The following is a 23,134-nucleotide window of genomic DNA, read 5'->3' on the forward strand; positions in this document are numbered from 1 at the left end:
CATTCAAAAGGGCAAAACACGAACATTAGAGGGGCAAGTTCAAATATGATTTGAATAACTTGGCTTTTATTTTTGTACATTTTTAAATAGTTAAATGAGGTGAGAATCAAAAGAGATAATGATAAAGAAGCAATGCTCATATCATAGCTGCAGTAAGATACTTGATGATGGTGTTATGTTTTGTCCTTATCATCAAGTGGTATATGAGAAGGAGAGAAAGAAAAGGTGGAATAAGTACCGTAAGGAAAGAATGAAGGACAAGTATGAAGCTATGTGTCAAAGCTTCTATAGAAGTCCCACATGGGATAGAAAAAAGGAAGAAGTTAAAGGAAGATGTTTGCATATTGATATTCTAGAATTCTATAGGACAGGGAAGATTGTTGAGGGTTATGCTGTACATCATATCAAAGAGTTAAAAGATGAGTGGGATTTAAGACTAGACTATGACAATCTAATATATCTAACTAAAAGTAATCATGCTAGAGTACATAGAGAATATGATAAAGGATTTAAAGAAAAAAAGAAAATGCAGACTATATTATTAGAAATAAAAATGATGTTTGAAACTGAGTTCAATTTATAGCGATACCGGGGGGAGGGTGCAAAAGTTTTAGAAGGCTAGAAAGGTCTCGATGCCTAGTGCTACAAGAATTTTTTCGGGACTTTTTGCTATAGGGGGTATGCGAAAAATTGAAATACGAACATTAAAATTTTACACTTGGAGGTGAAAAGTATTGGCAAGAAAATTAACGTGTCCAAAGTGGTTTGATGAATATGCCACTGAAGAATGGAAGAGGATTATTAGATTACTAAAAGCAGAGGATAGAGATTTTACAGATAAAGATGTGAAAGCTCTTGAAGGGTATTGTGTAAATTATTCTAAATGGAAAAGATGTGAGCAGATCCTATTAAAAGAAGGAATGTCCATGGTTGTAAATGAAGAAGGTTATGAGCAGCAAAGACCAGAGGTATCCATAGCAAATAAAGCTCAACAAGAAATGAGAAGTTGGATGAAAGAGTTAGGAATTACTCCAGCAGCTAGAGCTAGAATGAATAAAAATATCAATTTCAATAATGATGGAGATGGAGATCCTGAAATGGAATCCATGATTAGTAGATGATAACTGAAAAGATTAAAAGTTTAATTGATGCTCATATAGTTTATGAAACAACTTATGAAGTTGAAGAAGTAATAAGAGAGCAGAAATTAAAATATGATGATGAAGAGTTTTACTTTGATGAACAAGAAGCCAGGAAGATCTCTAAGTTTATTTCTAAGCTTACCCTGGATAAAGGAAAGAAAGGAAATAAAGTAAAGCTGCTAAGATTTCAGTTTAAGATATTAACTTCAATACTTTGTGTGAAGAGTAGAGAGACAGGCTTTAGAAGATTTAAGGAAGCACATTTAAACATAGGTAGAAAGAATGGTAAAGGCTCATTAGTTGCCTGGATCATAATCTATTTATACTTTACTGAAGATGTTTATGGAGCTGAATACATAATCGTAGCCAATGATATTAAACAAGCTACAAACCTATTTAATACAATATTCCAAACTATAAAAGGTAATAGGACTTTACGCAAGTATGTTAAGATAACTGAATCTAAGAAGATAATGTATAGAAAGTCAACTAATAGTTGGCTTAGAGTTCTAGCAAATGAAGGAAGTAACCTAGATTCTTATGCAACTTATATTGCTGTTCTTGATGAAACTCATGAGTATAAGAAAACAGATGCTTATTCAAAGCTTATAACTGGTATGGGTTTGTGGGATGAACCATTAATGTTTACAACAACTACTGCATCAGATGGTGAAGATGATGAAAACTTAGAATTTCAGATGTATAACTACTCCAAGAAAATAGATAATGGAGAAGTTGATGATGATACTTTCTTTGGAGCTGTATTTGAATCAAAGAAAGATTGTGAAATATGGGATGTACAAGAATGGATTAATGCTAATCCAGCACTAGGTATATTTAAAAAGCTATCTGACTTTATTAAATTAGCTAATAAAGCAAGTGCCATGAAAACTTTTGAAGCTAAATTCAGGAGATTATATTTAAATCAACATATAGCTACTGATGAAATCAAAGGTGCCATTAATATGGAGCTATGGAATAAAGCTTTAAGAAAGATTAATTTAAAAGACCTTGAAGGATGGAAGAGTTGGAATGGATTTGACTTATCGTCTAAGAATGATATAACAGCTTTTGTCCAGGTATTTTATGATGAAGAGTCTTGTGTATTCATTATTTATCCTCATTTATATACTCCAGGAGATAATATGTATGAAAGAGCTGAACTTGATGGAAATGATTATCCTAGATGGGTTAAAGATGGACATCTTATAGCTACTGAAGGCAAGTATGTAAACTTTGAGAATGTGTTAGATAAATTATATGAATATGATGAGAATACTCCTTTTGAGCAGATAGGTTTTGATAGATGGGGTTCACCAACTATTATAAACAGGTTAGAAAATAAGTGGGATGTAATAGCATTAGGTCAAGGTACTGGAACAATGTCACCAACCATAAGTGATTTTGAAAACTTATTGATTGATGGAAAGATCATAATAGCTGATAATGAAGTATTTAATCTTATGGCCAAGAAGGTTGTAGCTGTAGTTAATGATGGAGGTACCAGGTATAGTAAAACTAAATCGGAGTTTAAGATAGATGGAATTATAGCTATGTTAATGGGATTAAATCTTGCTATAGAAGCTAATGGAATGCCATCATATAATGCAATAGATGAACTTGATAAAATGGACTGGTAGTGAAGAGGTGGAAAGATGAAAGAAAAACTTAATAAGATCCTTAATAAGACCATTCATAATGAAATGTTTGTTATGGAAATGGTCTTTTTTGTTGGGCTACTTATAATTATCTTCACTAATTTTTATGTTTCTGTAGTTTTTGGAATGTACTTTCTAGGCTTTATCTTGATAGCTTACTCAGTATTTTTATTTAAATTTAGAAAAGAGAAGAGGTGAGATAGTTGATATTTGATAGATTAAATAGTGAAAAGAGAGAAACTGAGGTAAATGACTGGAAAGAAGTTTATAGCTTTGAAAAAGGTTATGAGGATTCACCATTTAGCAGCGGATTACAAGAGAGTACTTATTTCAGCTGCGTTAAAATTATTTCTGAATCTATAGCTAAATGCCCATTTCAAGTGAAGCAGGAAACAGATAAAGGGGAGATAATAGCAAGAGACCATTATCTATATGATTTACTAAGATTAAGACCCAATCCATATATGAATGCTGTTGATGTGTTTAAAAGTTTTGTTGCTATATCAAAACATGAAGGTATAAGTGGATTGTTTATAGATAGAAAAGGCAGCAAGATAGATGGATTATATCCTGTAAAGATAGACACCATTACAGTTGATGATGCTGGATTAATAAAATCTACTAAAAATAATAAGATCCTTTATGACTTTCAAGGCGTAAATGGTGAAACAGGTTCTTGTTTTGATAAAGAGATGATAATTCTAAGAGATTTTAGTATAGATGGAATCAATGCTAAAGCTAACAAATCAATACTTAAAGAAAGCTTAGATACAAGTATTAAAAGTCAAAATTATCTTAATACCTTATTCTCAAATGGATTAACAAATAAAATAGTGGTTCAGCTGACAAACGATATTAAAGAAGAGGGTGAATTAAAGAGAATTCAAAGGAAATTTGATAGGATCTACACTAATAACGGAAAGATATTTACAGTTCCTGCTGGATATAATGCTTCATCCTTAAATCTTAGCTTAACAGATGCACAGTTTGCAGAACTTAGGTTTATGAGTAAGAAAGATATAGCTGCATCTTTTGGAGTTCCCTTATCAAAACTAGGGGAAATGAAAGAAAATGCTAAAAGTGATGAGCAGGATAATCTAGCTTTTTTAGTAGATACACTCCAGGTTATCTTCACAGCAATAGAGCAAGAGGGTGACTGGAAGCTTCTAACTCAAACTGAAAGAAAAAAAGGCTATAAGATTAGATTTAACACCAATGTAATGTTGAGACTTGATAGTTTAACTCAAGCCAATGTTATAAGTACCTATGTTAAAAATGGCGTTTATGATTTAGATTATGCAAAGGATCTATTGGGAGTTGAAAGAATTGGTGGAGATAAGATTATTACATTACCTTCAGGGCAAATATTGCTTAAGGACTTGTTAGCAGGTAAAGCAAGCTATCAGCAGAATAACAATGCTACTGAGAAAGTAGGTGATGAAGATGTTGACACTGGAGGAAGCGAAGAGATACCTAAAGATTGATTTTGAAGATGATGATGAAGATATTGAATCATTTATTGAAGCAGCTGAAGCTTATATAGATAGTATGGTTGGAATTCTTTATAAAGCAGATGAAAAGGCTGTTAAGCTTGCTACTTTACTACAAAAGAAGTTAGTTAATGATATGTATGAGAATAGAAATACAGAGATTCCTTCAAATACTAAACAAGATAGGATAGTAACAAGTATCCTAGATAAATTATCTAACTATGAAGAGGGTTAGAGAGGAGGTGATAGAGTATGCAAATAGAAATCAGAAGCGATAGCGTAATTGTACGTGGTTATGTAAATGCGGTTGAGAGGGATTCAAGGGTGTTGAAAACTCCAAAAGGAAACTTTGTAGAACAAGTAAGAAGTGGAGTATGGGAAGATGCTATTAAAAAGAATGATGATATTCCAATACTTTTAAATCATAACTGGAGTAGAAAGCTTGGCAGTACAAAAGATAACCTGAAACTTAAAGAAGATAATATAGGCTTATATGCTGAAGCTAGGATATTAGATAAGGATGTTATAGAAAAAGCTAAAAATGATAAGCTTGTAGGTTGGAGTTTTGGATTTAAAGCTAATAAACAAAGCTGGGGTAAAACTGACAATGATAGAGAAAGAAGATACTTAGACGATATTACTTTGTTTGAGGTAAGTATATTAGATAATACCAGGACTCCTGCTTATTATGGTACTTCTTTAGAAGCAAGAGATAACCAAGAAATAATTATTGAAGAAAGATCTAATATTGATGAAATTGAAGTTATTAATACAGTTGAAACTAGAGATGTCGATGAGGACTTAGAACTTAAAATGAAGCTATTAAAGTTAGAACTAGAGTTATAGTTCTTTTTTTATTATAAAAAATTGAAAGTGAGGAATAACAATGGACTTAAAAAAACTATTTGAAATTTTAGATGCTAAAAAAGCTGAGGTAAGATCATTAATAGCAGAGCAAAAAGCAACAGAAGCAGAAGTTGCAATGGTAGAAGTAAGAAACATAGAGAAGATGATAAAAATACAAGAAGAAATAGAAGATGAGGAAAAGAGATCTTTAGAAAGCCAAAAGAAGAAAGCAGAGAATAAAACTGAAGAGGTAAGTGAGTTTAGAGCCATAGTTAAACAAATAATGGGTGAAACAGTAAGTGAAGAGGAAAGAGCTACTATAACAAGTGTTGATAATTCAGCTGTTTTACCAAAACAATTTATAAATGACATTATAGTTTTACAAAAAGGCTACGGATCATTAAAGCAGCTATGCGATATAATTCCTGTAACTAAAAATGAGGGAACTATACCAGTTGTTGATTTAGATCAAAATGAGTTAGCTGAAGTAGGAGAAGGTGAAGATATAGTTGATGGAACTCTAGTTACTACTGATGTGTCCTTTAAATGTGCAAAGGTTGGATTGATTCAAACTTTAACTTCTGAGTTAATAGATGATGCAGAGGTAGAAATAGAAGGTTTAGTAAGAAGCAACTTCACTAATATAGCTACAGTTAAAGAAAATACTAAAATATTAAAGGTTATTAAAGATAATGCTACTGCAATTACTGGAGCAACTTCATATGAAGATGTAGAAAAAGCAATAGATGGCTCATTACCAGCTGTAAAAGCAGGATTAATAACTCTTACAAATGTTTCAGGATATGTGCATTTAAAGAATCTAAAAGATAATGAAGGTAGACCACTTAATTTAATAACTTCTGGAGCAGATGGAGCAGAGTACTTTCACTCAAAACCAATAGTTCATGTGGAAGATACCTTATTACCTCCAAGTGTAGAAGGTAAGCTTGTATTCTATATAGCTCATATGAAAGAAGCTGTTAAGTACTGCGATAGAAAGGCTATAACTATAGCTAAGAGTACAGAAGCAGGATTTACTGATGATACAGTTAAAATAAGAATACTTGAAAGATTTATACCAGTTAAAGGTTCTGTTAGATCTGTTAAAAAGCTTGAGTTTTAGTAAATATGGTTATGAAGGAAAGGGTATCTATAAAGAAAAAGGTTAAAACCAAGGATGCTGATGGATATAAAATAGATACCCTAGAAGATTATTATAGCTGCTGGGCTGAGATAAATAATCTATATGGAAAAGAGTTATATGAAGCTTATAATTTAAAGCTAGAAAATACTTTAAATATAAAAATAAAGTATTGTAATAAGGTAAAAAGCTTAAATAATAAGGACTTTATCCTTGTATGGAAGGATAGAAAGTTTAGGGTTTTACTTGTTGACTACCTAAAATACAATAAAAAAGATGTGATTTTAAAGTGTATCGAGGTAAGTTAAATGGCATATATGGAGTTTGAAGGATTAAGTGATCTAATAAAAACTGCTGAGAGAATTGCAACATCAGCTGAAATAGATAAGGTTAATAAAAATATCATTAAAAAATGTGGTGCATTAACTCAACAAGCTGCTAAAACTAAAGCTCATAGAAGTAAAAATCCTAAACAAAGTGGTAGAAAAGGCAGCAGAACAGGAAAACATATGGCTGATGAGATACCACTATCAAATATTAAAAAGAATAAGAATGGTGGCTTATACATCATTGTTGGTTGGGAAAAGGACGATACAAGTCCTTATTTTTATGCAAAATTTGAGGAGTGGGGAACGTCACAAAGACCTCCTCATCCTTTTTTAGCCACTGCACTAGAGCAATATAAAAAAGAGTTTAGTAAGATAGCTGAAGGAGAATATCAAAGATTAATAAAAGATTTAGAGTAAAGAGGTGAGTACATTGAATTTAAATAAATTAGTCATAGAAGCTTTAGAAAGTCTCGGTTATCCAGTGGAATATGGTTGGTATGATAAAGAAATTAATGATACTCACATTACTTTTTTTCAATACAACGAAGTTACTGAAGAACATTCAGATGATGAAGAAGAAATAATAGCTCATTATGTTCAAGTTGATTTATGGAGTAAGGAAAATACAGAACAACTTAAAAAGGATGTTAAGACAGCTTTAAAAGAATCTGATTTTATTTACCAGGATAGTAATGATCAATTTGAAACTGAAACAGGGATATATCATAAGGCTATGAGGTTTTATATAGCAGAATATTTATAAGAAAGGAAGCGATAAAATGTCAAGAAGAAAGAGTTTAAGGGACATATTTGTAGCTAAAGTTACAACTAATAATGCAACAACTTACGCTGCTGCAACTCCTATAAAACTGGCTAGAGCGCTTAGTGCAAAAGTTGATATTAAAAGAGAAAGTGAGCCATTATATAGTGACGATTCTGTAGAAGAGATTTTAAGTTCCTTAACTGGAATAGATATAGAGATTAATGTTAATGATTTATCTCCGGAGCAGGAGGCTTTATTAACTGGTGCTACTTATGAGAATGGCTATTTAATTGATAATAAAGATGATATAGCAAGTGAAATAGCCATAGGATGGAGAGCAAAACGAACAGATAACAAGTGGGAAATGGTTTGGTTATATTGTGGTAAGTTCAGCCAAGGCACAACAGATAATTATGAAACTCAAGCTGATAAGGTAGCAACTCAAACTCCAGTATTAAAGGGAACCTTCTACGCTAGAGAAAAGGATGGAAACTTTAGAGTAAGAGTAAATGAAACATATTTAGAAGAGACATTTACAGATGCAAAAGAGGCTATAGCTACTTGGTTTAGTGAAGTTCAAGAACCTATTGCAGCTTAAAAAATAAGGTGTCCGTGACGGACACCTTTCAAGGAGGTAAAATATGAAGGTGAAAATTGGATTTGAAAATGAAGACGGAAGTGAAGAAATAAAAGTCTTTGAGTCATTAAAACTTAAGGGAAGAGCTTTAAGAAGATATCTAGAAGTGCAAGATGTATTAGAAGATGCAGATAGAGCAGGGACATTTAATACAAGTCATTTTGATTTAATGATGGAGTTTATAGTTGAATGTTTTGGAAATCAATTTACTACAGATGAATTATTGGATGGGGTAGATATAGAGGATATATATCTTCACTATAAAAATTTAAGTAAAGAAATTCAGGAGAAAACCACTAAGAAGATGAAAAACATATCAAAAAACTAACTAGCCGACAGGAAAAGAAGTCGGCTTTTTTTGATGAGTGGGATGAAGAGGAACAGGAAGAAGAAAAAAGGCACTATATAGATATTCTTTTTCAAATATATGATTTGGCTATTAATGAGCAGAAAATGTCTTTTGAAGATTGCGAGGAAATGGACATACTGGCGTATATAGATTTCTTAGACTATCTACTAAATAGAAAGCAAGTTAATAACTCAGATGATATGGAAGATTATTAGGAAAGTGAGGTGACTAAAATAGCAGGTGCAAATATTAAAATAGGTGCTAACAGCTCAGAATTTCAAAAGCAAATGGGAGATGTAGTTAAGCAGCTTAAAGTCACTCAATCAGAATTTGGATTAACAAGTGAAAGAGCAAAGTTATTTGGAAGCTCTACTGATATGCTAAAGGTTCAACAGGAGCAACTAAGCAGCAAAATTAAGGCTCAAAATACTGTAGTAGCTTTAAATAGAGAGTTTATAAGGAACTTGAATAAAGATATAGTTGCATATGGTGATAGAAATAAAGAGTTAGCAGTTAAGATTGAGGAAACTGATAGAAAGCATAAGGAAGCTATCATAACCTATGGAAAAAACAGTACAGAAGTTAAGCAGTTAGAGGATGAATTATCAAAGTTAAAATCTAGTTATGATAAAAATGAAAAAGGTATTGTATCCACAAATAAAAGGCTAGATGAAGCAAAGATCAAGTTAAACAATAATGAAAAAGCATTACTTCAAGCAAGGAATGCCCTTGAAGAGGTTGAGAAGAAACTAAAAACTTCAAGTTTAGATGAGTTTGGAAAGAAACTAGATAAGGTATCTGAAGCTTCAGACAAAGTTGCAGGAACATTAGGAAAAGTTTCTTTAGGGGTCGGAGCTGCTTTTGGATTAGCTGGTAAGGAAGCTCTTGATGCAGAAAGTTCTACAGCTAAACTACAAGCTAGATTAGGAGCTACAGCAGAAGAGACAGAAGCACTAACAGAGGTTGCTAAAAATGTATATACAAATGGGTATGGTGATAGCTTAGATGATGTTACAGACTCACTGTTTTTACTACAAAGTCATTTTTCAACTGCTAAGAACTGGACTCAAGATACTCAAGAAGAAATGGTTGGATTAGTTTCTACTGTTAAAGATGTTTTTGGAGCTGAGAATGATGAAATATACAGGACTTTAAAGGTAATGCAGGATTCAGGTCTTGAGGATAATGTAGATTATGCTTTAGATATTATAACAAGAGGTTTTCAAGAAGGTGGAGATTACAGTGGAGAACTACTTGATTCTATTAGAGAATATTCACCTCAGTTTGTTAAGCTAGGACTTACAGCTGATGAAGCCCTTAACTATTTAATAACTGGAGTCGAAAATGGAGCCTTTAACTTAGATAAAGTTGGGGATGCTATGGGGGAATTTAGTAAAAGAGCAGTAGATGGAAGTAAAACAACTCAAGAGGGATTTAAATTGATAGGCTTAGATGCTAACAACATGGCAGCAGCTATAGCAAGAGGTGGAGATGATGCAAAAGAAGCATTTCAAAAAACACTTACAGGCTTGGCAAGTATAGAAGATCCATTAAAACAAAACCAAGCAGGAGTAGATTTGTTTGGTACCATGTGGGAAGACTTAGGTGGGAATGTAATTAACTCATTAGCAGGAGTAACAGGTGGGTTGGCAGATGTTGAAGGATCAACCAAAAGAATGCAAGATGCTATGAACTCAACACCGCAAGCTCAATTCCAAGCAGCCTTAAGAGATACTAAAATGTCATTGTTGCCATTAGGAACTGAACTATTGAATATAGGAAAGGACTTAGCTCCTTCAGTTAAATCTGTCTTAGAAGATATAACTGGAGTACTAAAAAACATGTCACCAGAAACAGCTAAAACAGTTATAGGCATAGGTGCATTTACTATGGGAGCTGCTGGACTAGCTAAAGGAATTTCAACAGTTACTGGAGGAGTAAGTGATGCTATAAAAATCATTAATAAGATGAGAGAATCAACATTTTTAGCAGAGCTTGCAACCAAAGGAATGACAGCAGCACAAACTGCTCTTAATTTTGTTCTGAACATGAATCCGATTGGATTGGTTGTTATAGGAATAGGGTTGTTAGTAGGAGCCTTTATATTTGCCTATAACAAAAGTGAATGGTTTAGAGATGGAGTTAATGCAGCATTTACAAAGGTTAAGGAAACAGGAGAGTGGGTATTTGGAGGTCTTAAAGATTTCTTAAGTAAATGGGGATTAGATATACTTACAGTTTTTGTACCATTTATAGGAGTACCACTTCAAATAATTAAACATTGGGATGAAATAAAAGGATTCTTTTCAGGATTAAAAGATTTTGTATCAGGAAAAATCCGAGATATGTTTAGCTTTCAGCTGCCACATATAAAGCTACCGCACTTTAAACTTAATGGAGAGTTTAGTTTATTACCGCCTAAAGTACCATCAGTAGGAATAGATTGGTATGCTGAAGGTGGTATCATGACTAGTCCAACACTGTTTGGATTTAATGGACTTAATGCAATGGTAGGTGGAGAAGCAGGAGCAGAAGCAATATTGCCATTAAGCCAATTATGGCAGGAGCTATCAAAGAACTTTGATGAGTTAGCTGAGAGACTTAATAAAAATCAGTTAATGGTTACCATACCTATTTACTTAGGAGATAGTGAGCTTATTAAAATAGCTAAAGTAATGACTCCAATAGTAGGAAATCAATTAGCTATAGCGAGTGTAAGGAGAAGAAGATAATGAAGATAAATGGAGTTGATATATCTGTATTCAATGGGAAGCAGCTAAAGGTTGATATTCAAACATCATCTATAGAAATAAATAAAGAGTGGCTTAAAAAAGCACTTATTCCCCTTACATTATCTTCAAAAGTCTCATACAAACAAATAAAACTAGAGATCCTTTTTAAAGGCAACTCAAGAGATGAAATATTAAAAAATATATCTAATCTTACAGCGAAATTAAAAAAAGAAACTGAATTAATACTTGATGGATATAGCAATAAATATATAGCTATTTTGTCTAATAAAAGTACAGAGAAGACTATTTCAAAGTTTCGATATTTACTTAAGCTTGAGTTTGAAGGATATGAAATGGGAAATCAAGTTACAGAAACAGCTAATAGAGTCTCAAGCAAAACAATAAATGTACTAGGTAATTCAGAAACTCCAGCCATAGTAGAAATAACGCCTAGTGTTGCCATTGTGGATTTAGTGGTAACTGGACTAGGAGAAACCTTCACACTAAAGAATTTAACAGCAGGACAAAAAATAATAGTAAATGGAGAAGATTGTACAGTACTTCAAGGAACAACTAATAGATTTTCAGATTATGATAGTTGGGATTTTCCTGTACTGTCTCCAGGATCTAATACAATAACTTTTTCAAAGAATAATTGTGATGTGAATATAAAATATAAACCTAGATGGATATAAGAGAGGATGAATGTATTATGAATAATAATGTTAATCAAGAAATTAAAGAAGTAAATCAAGTACCAGAACAATCTAAACTAATAGATCCAAGTAAAGACTTAGGAAATTATGTAGTACAAATTATAGGTGAAGATGGAAAGTCAGTTTTAAAACAACTTATAGCAAATAAGTGTACTGTAAAAATATCAAGTTTAGGAGAAGGCAGCATTTGTGCTGAGATTAAATAATCTCTCAAGGGAGGGATAACATGTTAGTATTATACGACTTAAATAAAACTAAAATAGCGGGACTAAAAAACTATAAGGATTTAAGGATGGAAAGAGATCTTTCAGGTGATGAAGTTCTCTTTTTTTCATATCCTCAGATAGATCCTAAGCATGATTCTATAAAAGAAGAAACCTATATTAGAACTAAGAAAAATGAATATGTGATTAAAGAAATTAATATAAAAGATGATTGGACAGAATTTATAGGAAAAGTTAATGTTGAAGATCTCAAGGGAACGGTATTAGATAAATTTGAGGTACTAGAACAACAATGTGCTGATACTGTTAACTTAGCTTTGGTTAGTACTGGATGGAGTATAGGAAGTTGTGATGTAAGTAAAAAAAGAACTGTAAGAAAAGCTAATTGCAGCGTTTATGATGTTCTTCTTGAAATTAAAAAGATTTACCTTTGTGACTTTAAGTTTGATGCTAGAAATAAGAAAATCTATATTTATAAGTCTATGGGGACAGATAAAGGATCATATTTTTCAGATAAATTAAATCTTAAGAAACTAGATATACAATCAAACTCCTATGACTTCTGCACCAGGATAATACCTATAGGTAAAGATGGACTGAAGATAAACAATATAAACAGTGGCAAAGAGTATGTTGAGAATTATCAGTACTCAAATAAAGTCATAACTGTGTTCTGGGAAGATAATAGATATACAGTGGTTGAAAATCTAAAAGAAGATGCTGCAGCAAAGTTAAATGAGTTATCCAAACCTATAAGGGCATACTCAGCAGAGATATTTGACCTGGCTAATTTAAATGATAAATATAAAAATATCCTGGACTATGATCTTGGAGATACCATTACACTTTTATCTAAAGATAAGAAGGTTAAAGAAAAACAAAGGATAGTTAAAATTATTGAATATCCAAACGAACCTGAAAGAAATTCATGTGAGATAGCAAACAGGACTTTGAGCTTTGAGGATATTCAAGTAGATACCTTAGAAGCTACTGAAACTATAAACTCAGTAACTACAAGTGATGGAATGATTGATAATTCTAAGGTAGACTTTAATCCTTTAAGGCTTGAAGTTATAGATTTAGTAGCACAAAAAGTAAGTGTGGGAGAACTTGAAGCCGCAAAAGCTAGGATTGGAACATTAGAAGCCACCACTATTAAAACAACAGAATTTGAAGCTTACAGAGGGAATATTGAGATACTTATATCTAGTAAAGCAACTATAACGGATTTAGAAGCAGTCAAATTAAAAGCAGACCAAGCAACAATTAATATAGGAAATATAAATACTGTATTAGCCAAACAAGTGTTTACTGAGTTAGCTAATGTTGGACAGATAGTTGCAGGAAGTTCAATAATAGCAAATGAAGCTATAGGAGATGCCCAAATAGCAAACTTAAAAGTTGGAAAACTTTTAGCTGGAGATTTATCTACAAGTAAGTTTAAGATTGTTTCTGATAGCGGTAATATGCTTATTTCTGATAATACTATACAGATAAGGGATTCAAGTCGAGTAAGAGTTCAAATAGGTAAGGATGCATCTAATGACTATAACATGTATGTGTGGGATAGTACAGGAAACTTAATGTTTGATGCAACTGGACTTAAAGCAAGTGGTATTAAGTCTAAAATAATTCGTGATGATATGGTATCAGACACAGCTAATATAAGCGGCAATAAGATAGAGAAAGAAAGCCTAGTAAGTCAAATAAATGGAGCAACTACAACCCTAAAGGCATCTAAAATAAAGTTTGATGATGTTAACCAGACTTTAGATATTGCTTTTAATTCCCTTAAAACAGCCATATATGAGACAGGGCAAACAGTTAGCTCTCAAGGTACTTCAATCGGTACACTGCAAGGACAGATAAGCACTAAGATATGGCAAACAGATATAACTACAGCTATAAACAATGTAGTTATTGGAGGAAGGAATTTAGCACAAAAAACAAGTGATGTCTATATAGATGCTACAGGGTTTACAGGAGCCACAAATGATGTAAAGTTTCCTCATACTGTTTTAATTAGAGATTTAAATGTGGGGGATAACGTAACTGTATCATTTACCTTTAAGTATTCCAATTTAACTTACAATAATGCATCAAGGGGAATAAGGGTACAAGGACAAGGTAATGTAACAGGATGGGGTAATGGGGCGTTTAACTCTTATTTAATACCAGTAGATTTTAATGCTGGAACTGGAGAAATAAATGTATCGTACCGCATGGTAATTACAGCTGATCATCTTTCAAATTCTATGTGGTATATAAACCTTAGAACTGACTATATAACCGGTGGAACAATATCAATAAAGTCACTTATGATAGAAAAAGGAAATAAAAAGACTACATGGACAAGAGCTTTAGAGGATTTAGATACAAAGATAAGTGAGAACTATTCATCAATAAATCAAACAATAAACGGAATAAATACAACCGTTGGAAGTATGCAAACTTCTATTAGTGGACACGAGACAAGAATAGGGACAGCAGAGGGCTCTATAAGTACAATGAAAGACCAGATAGTTTTAAAGGTTGAAAAAACAGATATTTATAATATTGCTGGATTGGTAACAAAAGTTGATGATAGAGATGCAAGTTTAATTTATACAGGAACATGGACAAGAGGAAATGATCCAGGGCACTATAATACAACGTATTCTTATAGTGCCACTGCAAATGCTTCTGTCAAATTAACTTTTGAAGGAGTTGGCATTAGATGGATAACATCAAAGAATACGGCTAGGGGTTATGCAGATATAAAAATAGATGGTACTATTGTTGCTACAAATATAGATACTTACTCAGCAGCTCCTACAGTAACAAACTTTGTTGCCTTTGAAAAGTTAGGACTCTCTTATGGACAGCATACTATAGAAATTATAGTAAAAGGTACAAAAAGATCCGAAGCTGCAAGTCAAGCAGTACTAATAGATTGTTTTGAAGTATTAAAAGAAGCACAAACACAAATAGATAGTGCAGTAGCTAGCCTATCATTACTTAGTAATCAAATAACTTCGAAGGTAAGTACAACAGATTTTGAAACTTATAAAATTCAAACGGCTACACAAATATCAGCCAAAGTTAGCGGTGGAGATTTCGGCTCTCTAATAGAACAGAATCCTAATAATGTTAGAGTTGCAGTAGGCAAAATTGGAGGTACAAATTTACTAAAAGGAACAGACTTCACTGGTTTAGTCGGAAGTAAAACTCCTCAAGGGTGGTGGTATTGGGGTGATGCTCAAACATTCTCAGCACAGGGACAAACCAATTATAATAATGCTGGAACAGTTTATATACAAAATCCTAGTACTACGACAGGCGGTCTATGGCAAAATAACATACCTTTAAAACCAAATACAAAATACACACTTTCTTTATCTGTATGGAAAGAGAGTGTTGTTAAGGGCGGTTCATTTATCTTTGAATTTATGGACTCTAATGGAATTAATATTAGTAATATAGAAATAGCATTAAATTTTGATAACGCTAGGCATTCTTATACTTTTATAACACCAAGTACTTTTAATAGTGCGCAAGGTGGTCTACTACATCAAGGTTCATATAATTCGGGTGGAGGATATCTAATATATATGAGTTACCCTAAGCTAGAGGAAGGAGAAAATGTTACAGCATGGAGCCAACATCCAAGTGAATTAAAAAACACTACAGTAACTATTAATGATGTAGGATTAACAGTAAGGAATGGAGCGATAAGCATACTTAATAATGCAGGAGTAGAAGTGCTAAAAGGAGATACTAGTGGTAATCTCTCAATAAGGGGAGATTTCACTAACTATGATACAACTACAGGGAATGCAGCTATAAAAATTACTAATAGAACAATAGATTTTAATGATTGGGATAGTAATTCAGTATGTGGAACAATATTTGCAGGGAAACTAGTAGGACAAACTAGTACGCGAGGAATGACCTTTGGAGCAAAGAGAAATAAGTATTTAGATATAGCTTATGAAGACATTAATGGAAACTATGCAGCTGCTATCAGATTAGACAATGGGGCATTAGGAAATGCAGGAACAATTTCTTTATATAAGGTATCTATAGAATCTGGGGAGGAAATATGGATAAAAAATCTTTATGTAAGTGGTACTAAAAATAGTATTCAAGAAACGAAGACATATGGAAATAGATTAATAAATGCATATGAAACTGCTGAATATTTCTTTGGAGATATAGGTTCAGGAAAGATAGATTCTAATGGAGAGTGTTTTGTATATATAGACGAGATATTCCAGGAGTGTGTGAATACTAATATAGAATATCATGTATTTACACAAGTTTATTGTGGCTCTATATCTAAGATAGAAAGATACCCTAACCATTTTATTGCGTATGGAGTAGAAGGAACAGAATTTTCTTGGGAACTTAAAGCAAAGCGAAAAGGGTTTGAATATGCAAGACTAGAACAAAAATATGTAGGGCTAAATGCTAATATAGAAGATGAATTGAACTTTAGAGCACTAAGTTCAGATATAGAAGAAGAACTATATTTGAACTTAGCAGATGAGTTATTGGAGGTGTAAGAATGTTAATGTTAACAGGAGTTGCTATAATAACTACAGCCGAAGGTAAGAGATTAACTTATAGCTATAGTGAAGTAGATGATAATGGAACAATAGTTAAATCTAATGCTAAAAGAAGTTTTGTTGCAGTGGATCCAGAACTAAAGGCTATTATAGAAGAACTAGAAAACAAAGTTTCTGAACATATGAATTTAAATCATTAAGTAGGGTGAAATTCTTACTAATTGAATATCGAGAGGAGAATTTAAATTTCAGAAGTAAGAAGGAGAAGTTCCCTTAATTATAGAATATCTATAACTTGAAGGCGGCGGAGGTATGCGTAAAGAAAGTCTATATTTTGGGAGGAGATAAAATGTTAAACAATGGGCTACTAGATCCTAAGGATTTTGAGATTGATGAAGATTGTTGTGAGGATATAGAAAAAGGCATGGAAGCTTGTGAGAGACTTATAGATATATGGACGCCTGAACTAGAGACTCAGATGTTAAACGCCTTTATAAAGCTTTATTACGATGATATGTATGAACAATGGGGACCTGATGACGAGGAGAAAAGTAAAGAGTGTTGGCCGGAAATTAAGTCACCTGCAGACCTTGTAAAACACACAGGTACAGCCGTTAATCTTTATGCTTTGGAAGACAGTATATATGGAAAAAGTGAAACAGATATTAACAAATACGAATCAAAAAATGTTGATGTGTGCGTGATACTGGTAATTAATTGCCCATGGGATGAAGAACATGGCTGGGCTGCTGTTTTTGTAGACGAAAAATTTGTTAAAGTTGACCGTGATATTGTTGATTGTGTTTATTTAGACTGATTATGATGTCGTAACTAAATAAAGAAATAACAAAAAGAAGATGCTCCTTGTGTACAAAGCATCTTCTTTTTAATGAATTTTATTAAAGTAGAATATCTTTATTATTATCAAAAGAAAAAGTTTTATACATCCTAGAAACAACAAAAAAAGAAGGTATTCAAGCTACTATATACCTTCTTTTTTATATCTATTCAATTAGGAGATAATTATAAAACTTTTCTATAAGGAAGGTAAAAACTATTAAATTAAAGATAGTGTTTAGCAATCATATGAACCTTCCTTATAGAAATAACATTCTTTATGGGGGAATGTTATTTTGATTATTAACAGTATTTAATGAATGTATACATTTATATTTTAATTTCCAAGATTTATGCATTTACACGAGAACGTTTGTTTGTTATATTGGTATTAATTTCTTGAAGTAATATGAGGAGTTGATATTGAGTGAAAGCAATGGCCAAATGTGTAGATGTAATAGCCTGGTTTAATGAAAGTGGTAAACCCTGTCCTATTAGATTTAGAATTAATAATAGAGATAAAAGACATGTAATTAATGTTGAAAGGGTAATGATAGTAGAGAAAGAAATGCTCGCAGGGAATCCTATGTTAGTGTTTAGATGTCAAAGCCTTATAGACAATTTAGAAAAGGTGTATGAATTAAAATTTGAAATTAACACGTGCAAATGGTTTCTTTGGAAGATGTAGAGAGAGTTGTGAAAGCAGCTCTCTTTTTATATTAAAAAATATAATTTAAGAGGTGAAGAAATGGAAAGCGAAATAGTTAAATATGTGATAACGCAAGGAATATTCTGTGTTCTGTTTGTATGGCTACTAATGGACACAAGAAAGGATTCAAAGGAAAGGGAGGTTAAATATCAAGAAACAATAGACAAGCTTGCAAGCTCAATAGGAACTATAGAAGATATCAAGGAAGATGTAGAGGATATAAAAGAAATAATTTTAAAATAAAAGGAGAGATTTTATTATGGAAAATTTATTAACTTTAATTTGGGAATGGAGATATGTAGTTTTATATGTACTAGGTGTTATTGCTTTTGTAGTATTTCAAGGTAAACAGTGGGTTAGATCTCAAGCTTATATTTTCATGCTATTAGCTAAAAGTAAGGCTAAAGATGGAGTTTTAAACTCTGGACAAGCACAAGAGGATTGGGTGGTAGAAGCTCTCTACGTCTTATTAAAGAAACTAAAAATACCTTTTGTAACTGAGGAGACTGTAAGAGGTATAGTTAAAAAGCTATATGTGCTGGCTAAAGATTATTTAGATGATGGGAAAATAAATAGAAGCATATCAAAGTAATATATGGGGCCTTATGGCTCCTTTTAAATTGGAGGAATGTAAAAATGATAAAAGGAATAGATATATCAAATCATCAACCAAGTGTGGATTTTAACGCACTTAAAAACTCTGTTCAAGTAGTAATTATGAAAGCTACTGAAGGAGTAACCTATAAAGATCAATTACTAGAATCACATTATCAAAAAGCTAAAATAGCAGGTTTTCCAGTAGGGTTTTATCACTTCATGAGTGAAAGCACTTCACCTTCAGAACAGGCAGAAGCTTTTTATAAAGCTATAAAGGATAAACAATATGAAATATTACCTTGTTTAGATATAGAAACTAATAATCAAAATAGAAGTGCAACACAAATAACTGATAGATGTCTGGAGTTCTTAAATAAATTTAAAGAGCTTTCAGGGATAGATTGCATGATCTATACAGGTGGTTATTTTGGAAGAGATAATTTAGATAGTAGGATTAAAGGATATAAAGCGTGGATAGCACATTATGGAGTTAATTCTCCAATGTCTACAGGCTTTTCTAATGTTGTAGGACATCAATATACTTCTAGTGGGAATGTACATGGAATCAATGGAAATGTAGACTTAAATAACTTTACAGAAGGAATTTATATAAGTGGTCAGCATACTACTATAGATCAGCTAAGAAAAGAAATAGATATCAATGGATGGGTTGCTAGATTACAAACTGAATGTAATATGCAAGGATTTTCTAATCAAAAAATTGATAATGCACCTGGCCCGGTAACATTAGGTGGATGCCCAATGTTGAAACTAGGTGCTAGCGGGAAAATAACTAGATTATTACAAGAAAGATTAAATGCACTAGGCTTTAACTGTGGAACTATAGATGGAATCTTTGGAGATAAGACTAGAGCTGCAGTAATAGCATTCCAAGCATCAAGAGGACTTTCTCAAGATGGAATAGTTGGACAAAATACTTGGAGAAAGTTATTGGGCTTATATTAAGTGCTACAATGTTTAGTATATAGTTATGTTATCATTTACTATATATTAAATATTTAGCTGTTTTTTGCACACTTATTACTATATTCAAAATAAATAATCATAAAAATAAAATTCTAAGTTACTACTGTAACTTATTTATCTATATGTATCTTTATGGTATATTTAAATATGGGTAAAGGGGTGAATATAAATTGAAAATTTTAAAAACAATACTAATAGTTAATTTAACTATTATCCTAACGATTCTTTTATTACCTTTAGTAAAATCTAATGCATCAAGTAATATAGATCAATCCTCAATAGTAAATACAGCTTATAGTAAACTAGGAGCTAGATATGCTTTTGGTGGAGTTGGTCCTGATGTTTTTGATACCTCTGGGTTTACTCAATACGTATATAAACAATCTGGAATTCTTATAGCTAGAACTGTGTATGGCCAATTAGATAATGGTATAGAAGTAACAGAATCTGAATTAGCTCCTGGAGATCTTGTATTTACTAGTGCTGGCCATGTAGGCATATATGTAGGGGATGGGCAAATGATTCATGCTCCGCAAACAGGAGACGTCGTAAAGGTATCAAAGATTTGGTCATTTTATGCAGCAAGAAGGGTAATATTGAATAAGGATTATAATGAAAAATTTGATTTTAATAAAGATGGTTATGTTGATATTATGGATATAGCTATGTTATCTGAAAAATATGGTTATTCAAATACTAATACTGATTGGAATCAAATCTATGATTTGAATAATGATAATACTATTGATATATATGATCTAGTATTAATATCAAAATCTATGAAAGACTAGAACCGTATTAAAATTATTCATATTTGATATAATTGAACCTTTATGCTATTATGTCATGCTTAAAAGTAAAAATCTTAGGATGGTAAAACATTCTAAGATTTTATTTTTTTATTCACTTTTAATTAAATAGTATGTTTTTAAAATAAAATCATTTTAGTGTTTTAAATTCATATCCTTTATTCTGTAAGTCTTTAATTATCTCAGGCAAAACCTTAACAGTGCTTTCTTTTCCATATGTATCATGCATTAATATTATTATCTTTTCTTGATTTTTAAATTCTTTTTTATAAGTATTAAAGAGTTGAGTTTTTGTTTTAGTACCTCCAATGGAATCATCAATTGATATATTCCAATCTATGTATTTATAACCCTTCTCATTTAAGATTTTATCAACTTTTGTTGAACCTTTCCAAGTGTTATGTCCACCAGGAAATCTTACTATTCGTGTATTAAAATTTTCACCTAAAGTTTCTTTAAGACAATCGTCATTTTTAGAAAGTTCTTCTATGAAGTATTTGGTATTAATATATCTGTTGGGATATAGCTTTTTAAAATTATGGTTATAAGTATGATTTCCAATGGAATGTCCATTATTATATTCAGATAAAAGAACTTCTTTAGCTTCTTCAGGATAATCTATTCTATTTCCACAAACAAAAAAAGTTGCTTTTATATTATAGTCATCTAAAATCTTCAATATTTTAGGTGTTATTGTTGTAGAGGGACCGTCATCAAAAGTTAAAAAGGCTATTTTTTCTCCAGTGTTGAAACTTTCTCTTTTAGCCAAATAGTTTTGAACATTATCAGCATCAATATTATTTAAATCAATACTAGGTTTTGATTTACTAGACAATTCGGTATTGAATTTATTTATTGAGTATAAATTTATTTGTGGATTTAAAAAATTTGATAGATTTACTTTACTTGTATATATGATTGTGTTGAAAGTATAGCAAGATATAAACGAAAAAAATAAAATCTTTATTATAAGTTTTTTTACAGTATAGTTTAAATTCAACCCAAAACATCTCCTTAAAATTCACAACTATTTAAATAGTACATCTATAATATTATTAATAAAATTTTTATATGTATTCTTAATTTGATATCCATAATTAGAATTAAATTGAAAAAAGGTAGTTTATAGCTACCTTTTTAATACTACCTTATAATTGATCCAAGCAAGAACCAAGGAAGTGGATTGAATCCATATGCAGGGTAGTTGTAGTATGGATAATAAGGATGATAGTATCCATAGTGCATAAAGTTGGGGTCCATACTGATTATAATAAGGTCTTGGGAAGCCAGGATTATAAGGTCTATTAGTATAAGACATCATTTCAGGGTTGATAGGTTGTTGCATTGGAATATTTTTGTAGTTTGGATTAATAAATAAAAAATTACCCATCATTTCATCATAATCTTCCGGATATCCTGTTTCATGCATGCTTCCAGGAACAGTTGGTGGCTCAAAAATTTGTGAAATTTCCTTTGCTTGAGATGTTTCATAAGGTGAGTCTGTTTCATGCATACTTCCAGAGAATGCCGGAGGTTCTACAAAGTTAAAATTTTCTTTTGTTTTTTGATTTAAGGACTTTTTATTGTCCATGTTATCCTCCAATAAAATAAATCATATTATTTATATATGAAACTAATAAGCATATGTGAAATAAAAAACAGTAAATATTATTTATAAGATTTACTATTAGGTGGAATGCTTGGAGAAAAACAATATAAAAGCTCCTACATCAATTAAGACACAGGAACTTAAAAAAGACATTCCATATAAAAATTCGATATAGTATAGGAAGATTAGAAGATTATTGCCGCAGATGAGGATTAACAACTGTAATACCACTATTAGGTGTGTAAGATTAGATAAATATAGGTTCTCTTTCTTTAAAATTAAGTTATTATATAACTTATCTCTTTAGAAAATCTCACCTCATTCAATTAAGGAATATCTCAACATGCTCTATACAAAAACTAACCACAATATGGTATATTTTATTTATACATATTTTAAGGGGGAGAGTTATGAGAAAAGATATTGAGGATTTAATTGAAAAGTTAAAATTACCTACTCTTGGATTTGAGAGTAATTATAAATGTGCTGAGGAGTACCTAACACCTGATGAAAAAGTTTTATTTATATATCCAGGTAACGGAGGGATATCAGAAATAAAACGAGATGAGAATTTTGTACCTATTCAATTAAATTTAGAAAATAAAAAGCAAGGAATATTTGTTATAACTACAAATAGAATATTTCATGCAAGTAGTATATTAGGAGAAGGTTTTGAACAGATAGACAAGGAAGAAATAGTTACATATAGAGCATTTAAATCTCAATTAGCAACAAGGGTGATGGAAATATTTTCAAACACTAGAGTTCTTGAGGTTGAATTATCATATAAAAAGCAAATTGTTAAAGCTGCAGGAAAAGCTGTTATGTTCCTGATTGACAGCGAAAGTTCTAGTGAAATATAATTTAGAACAGGTAATTGTAAATATTCCAAAACGAATAAAAGATCTTTAAGAGCTTAAAGATATGGGAATAGTATCAGATGAAGAGTTTAATCAGGAGAGAAGAGAGTTGCCTGAGATGTTGTAAAATAACTATGTAGCCACCACAAACA

General features: G+C 31.6%; 28 protein-coding genes. 26 read left to right on the forward strand and 2 right to left on the reverse strand.

All coding sequences use genetic code 11. The annotated features are described in order from the left end of the window. Positions 1 to 118: 118 nt before the first annotated feature. The 25 genes from P8F83_RS05300 (at position 119) to P8F83_RS05420 (ending at position 20,495) form a co-directional block, all read left to right on the forward strand. Entirely contained in the window at positions 119 to 583 is a 465-nt protein-coding gene (locus tag P8F83_RS05300; protein ID WP_326513744.1) for a hypothetical protein, read from the forward strand. A 151-nt stretch (positions 584 to 734) separates the two neighbouring features. Beyond that, positions 735 to 1,121, forward strand: coding sequence for a phage terminase small subunit P27 family (locus P8F83_RS05305; protein ID WP_073015900.1), 387 nt, complete (start codon positions 735 to 737; stop codon positions 1,119 to 1,121). Further along, positions 1,118 to 2,782, forward strand: a complete 1,665-nt coding sequence (locus P8F83_RS05310) for a terminase large subunit (RefSeq protein WP_326513745.1) — start codon at positions 1,118 to 1,120, stop codon at positions 2,780 to 2,782. Before P8F83_RS05305 ends, P8F83_RS05310 begins: the two co-directional genes overlap by 4 nt. Positions 2,783 to 2,797: 15 nt before the next feature. Continuing rightward, positions 2,798 to 2,998 (forward strand): hypothetical protein, encoded by a 201-nt coding sequence (locus P8F83_RS05315; protein WP_181603423.1) that lies wholly within the window; start codon positions 2,798 to 2,800, stop codon positions 2,996 to 2,998. A gap of 5 nt (positions 2,999 to 3,003) precedes the next feature. Further along, entirely contained in the window at positions 3,004 to 4,284 is a 1,281-nt protein-coding gene (locus P8F83_RS05320; protein ID WP_326513746.1) for a phage portal protein, read from the forward strand. Beyond that, on the forward strand, positions 4,244 to 4,525 hold the full coding sequence (locus P8F83_RS05325) for a head-tail connector protein (protein ID WP_326513747.1): 282 nt from the start codon (positions 4,244 to 4,246) through the stop codon (positions 4,523 to 4,525). Before P8F83_RS05320 ends, P8F83_RS05325 begins: the two co-directional genes overlap by 41 nt. Before the next feature lie 17 nt (positions 4,526 to 4,542). Then, positions 4,543 to 5,136 (forward strand): HK97 family phage prohead protease, encoded by a 594-nt coding sequence (locus P8F83_RS05330; RefSeq protein WP_326513748.1) that lies wholly within the window; start codon positions 4,543 to 4,545, stop codon positions 5,134 to 5,136. A 40-nt stretch (positions 5,137 to 5,176) separates the two neighbouring features. Then, entirely contained in the window at positions 5,177 to 6,259 is a 1,083-nt protein-coding gene (locus P8F83_RS05335; RefSeq protein ID WP_326513749.1) for a phage major capsid protein, read from the forward strand. 11 nt (positions 6,260 to 6,270) lie between these two features. Continuing rightward, positions 6,271 to 6,585, forward strand: a complete 315-nt coding sequence (locus tag P8F83_RS05340; protein WP_326513750.1) for a phage head closure protein — start codon at positions 6,271 to 6,273, stop codon at positions 6,583 to 6,585. Then, positions 6,586 to 7,023, forward strand: coding sequence for an HK97-gp10 family putative phage morphogenesis protein (locus tag P8F83_RS05345; RefSeq protein ID WP_326513751.1), 438 nt, complete (start codon positions 6,586 to 6,588; stop codon positions 7,021 to 7,023). It begins immediately after the preceding gene. 13 nt (positions 7,024 to 7,036) lie between these two features. Beyond that, the gene (locus P8F83_RS05350) at positions 7,037 to 7,369 is read left to right on the forward strand and encodes a hypothetical protein (RefSeq protein WP_326513752.1); all 333 of its coding nucleotides are present in this window, start codon (positions 7,037 to 7,039) and stop codon (positions 7,367 to 7,369) included. A gap of 16 nt (positions 7,370 to 7,385) precedes the next feature. Next, positions 7,386 to 7,967: a major tail protein gene (locus P8F83_RS05355; RefSeq protein ID WP_326513753.1), complete on the forward strand. Its 582-nt coding sequence runs from the start codon at positions 7,386 to 7,388 to the stop codon at positions 7,965 to 7,967. Between the two features lie 43 nt (positions 7,968 to 8,010). Next, complete coding sequence (gene gpG, locus P8F83_RS05360; protein ID WP_326513754.1) at positions 8,011 to 8,334, forward strand: phage tail assembly chaperone G; 324 nt, start codon at positions 8,011 to 8,013, stop codon at positions 8,332 to 8,334. Positions 8,335 to 8,438: 104 nt separating this feature from the next. Next, the gene (locus tag P8F83_RS05365; protein WP_326513755.1) at positions 8,439 to 8,570 is read left to right on the forward strand and encodes a hypothetical protein; all 132 of its coding nucleotides are present in this window, start codon (positions 8,439 to 8,441) and stop codon (positions 8,568 to 8,570) included. A 9-nt stretch (positions 8,571 to 8,579) separates the two neighbouring features. Then, positions 8,580 to 11,087, forward strand: a complete 2,508-nt coding sequence (locus P8F83_RS05370; protein WP_326513756.1) for a phage tail tape measure protein — start codon at positions 8,580 to 8,582, stop codon at positions 11,085 to 11,087. Then, positions 11,087 to 11,782: a phage distal tail protein gene (locus P8F83_RS05375; RefSeq protein WP_326513757.1), complete on the forward strand. Its 696-nt coding sequence runs from the start codon at positions 11,087 to 11,089 to the stop codon at positions 11,780 to 11,782. The genes P8F83_RS05370 and P8F83_RS05375 overlap by 1 nt, the downstream gene beginning before the upstream one ends. A 17-nt stretch (positions 11,783 to 11,799) precedes the next feature. Next, positions 11,800 to 12,009 (forward strand): hypothetical protein, encoded by a 210-nt coding sequence (locus P8F83_RS05380; RefSeq protein WP_073015912.1) that lies wholly within the window; start codon positions 11,800 to 11,802, stop codon positions 12,007 to 12,009. A gap of 20 nt (positions 12,010 to 12,029) precedes the next feature. Beyond that, positions 12,030 to 16,571, forward strand: coding sequence for a phage tail protein (locus tag P8F83_RS05385; protein ID WP_326513758.1), 4,542 nt, complete (start codon positions 12,030 to 12,032; stop codon positions 16,569 to 16,571). A gap of 2 nt (positions 16,572 to 16,573) precedes the next feature. Continuing rightward, on the forward strand, positions 16,574 to 16,774 hold the full coding sequence (locus tag P8F83_RS05390) for a hypothetical protein (protein WP_326513759.1): 201 nt from the start codon (positions 16,574 to 16,576) through the stop codon (positions 16,772 to 16,774). A 149-nt stretch (positions 16,775 to 16,923) separates the two neighbouring features. Next, complete coding sequence (locus tag P8F83_RS05395) at positions 16,924 to 17,391, forward strand: DUF6985 domain-containing protein (RefSeq protein ID WP_326513760.1); 468 nt, start codon at positions 16,924 to 16,926, stop codon at positions 17,389 to 17,391. Between the two features lie 456 nt (positions 17,392 to 17,847). Next, the gene (locus P8F83_RS05400) at positions 17,848 to 18,099 is read left to right on the forward strand and encodes a hypothetical protein (RefSeq protein ID WP_326514820.1); all 252 of its coding nucleotides are present in this window, start codon (positions 17,848 to 17,850) and stop codon (positions 18,097 to 18,099) included. A gap of 60 nt (positions 18,100 to 18,159) precedes the next feature. Next, on the forward strand, positions 18,160 to 18,363 hold the full coding sequence (locus P8F83_RS05405; protein WP_181600500.1) for a BhlA/UviB family holin-like peptide: 204 nt from the start codon (positions 18,160 to 18,162) through the stop codon (positions 18,361 to 18,363). 16 nt (positions 18,364 to 18,379) lie between these two features. Then, positions 18,380 to 18,712, forward strand: coding sequence for a hypothetical protein (locus P8F83_RS05410; protein WP_326513761.1), 333 nt, complete (start codon positions 18,380 to 18,382; stop codon positions 18,710 to 18,712). A 44-nt stretch (positions 18,713 to 18,756) separates the two neighbouring features. Then, positions 18,757 to 19,683 (forward strand): GH25 family lysozyme, encoded by a 927-nt coding sequence (locus P8F83_RS05415; RefSeq protein ID WP_326513762.1) that lies wholly within the window; start codon positions 18,757 to 18,759, stop codon positions 19,681 to 19,683. Positions 19,684 to 19,874: 191 nt separating this feature from the next. Continuing rightward, complete coding sequence (locus P8F83_RS05420; RefSeq protein WP_326513763.1) at positions 19,875 to 20,495, forward strand: NlpC/P60 family protein; 621 nt, start codon at positions 19,875 to 19,877, stop codon at positions 20,493 to 20,495. A gap of 148 nt (positions 20,496 to 20,643) precedes the next feature. Here P8F83_RS05420 and P8F83_RS05425 read toward each other — a convergent pair whose 3' ends face one another. Next, a complete protein-coding gene (locus tag P8F83_RS05425; RefSeq protein ID WP_326513764.1) occupies positions 20,644 to 21,513 on the reverse strand; it encodes a polysaccharide deacetylase family protein in 870 nt (289 codons plus the stop codon). 129 nt (positions 21,514 to 21,642) lie between these two features. Continuing rightward, a complete protein-coding gene (locus P8F83_RS05430; RefSeq protein ID WP_326513765.1) occupies positions 21,643 to 22,104 on the reverse strand; it encodes a hypothetical protein in 462 nt (153 codons plus the stop codon). 428 nt (positions 22,105 to 22,532) lie between these two features. Between P8F83_RS05430 and P8F83_RS05435 the strand changes: the two genes are divergently transcribed. Continuing rightward, positions 22,533 to 22,985: a hypothetical protein gene (locus tag P8F83_RS05435; RefSeq protein ID WP_326513766.1), complete on the forward strand. Its 453-nt coding sequence runs from the start codon at positions 22,533 to 22,535 to the stop codon at positions 22,983 to 22,985. Positions 22,986 to 23,134 lie beyond the last annotated feature (149 nt).

The sequence above is a fragment of the Clostridium intestinale genome (assembly GCF_035905475.1).
Classification (GTDB): Bacteria; Bacillota; Clostridia; order Clostridiales; family Clostridiaceae; genus Clostridium_T; species Clostridium_T intestinale.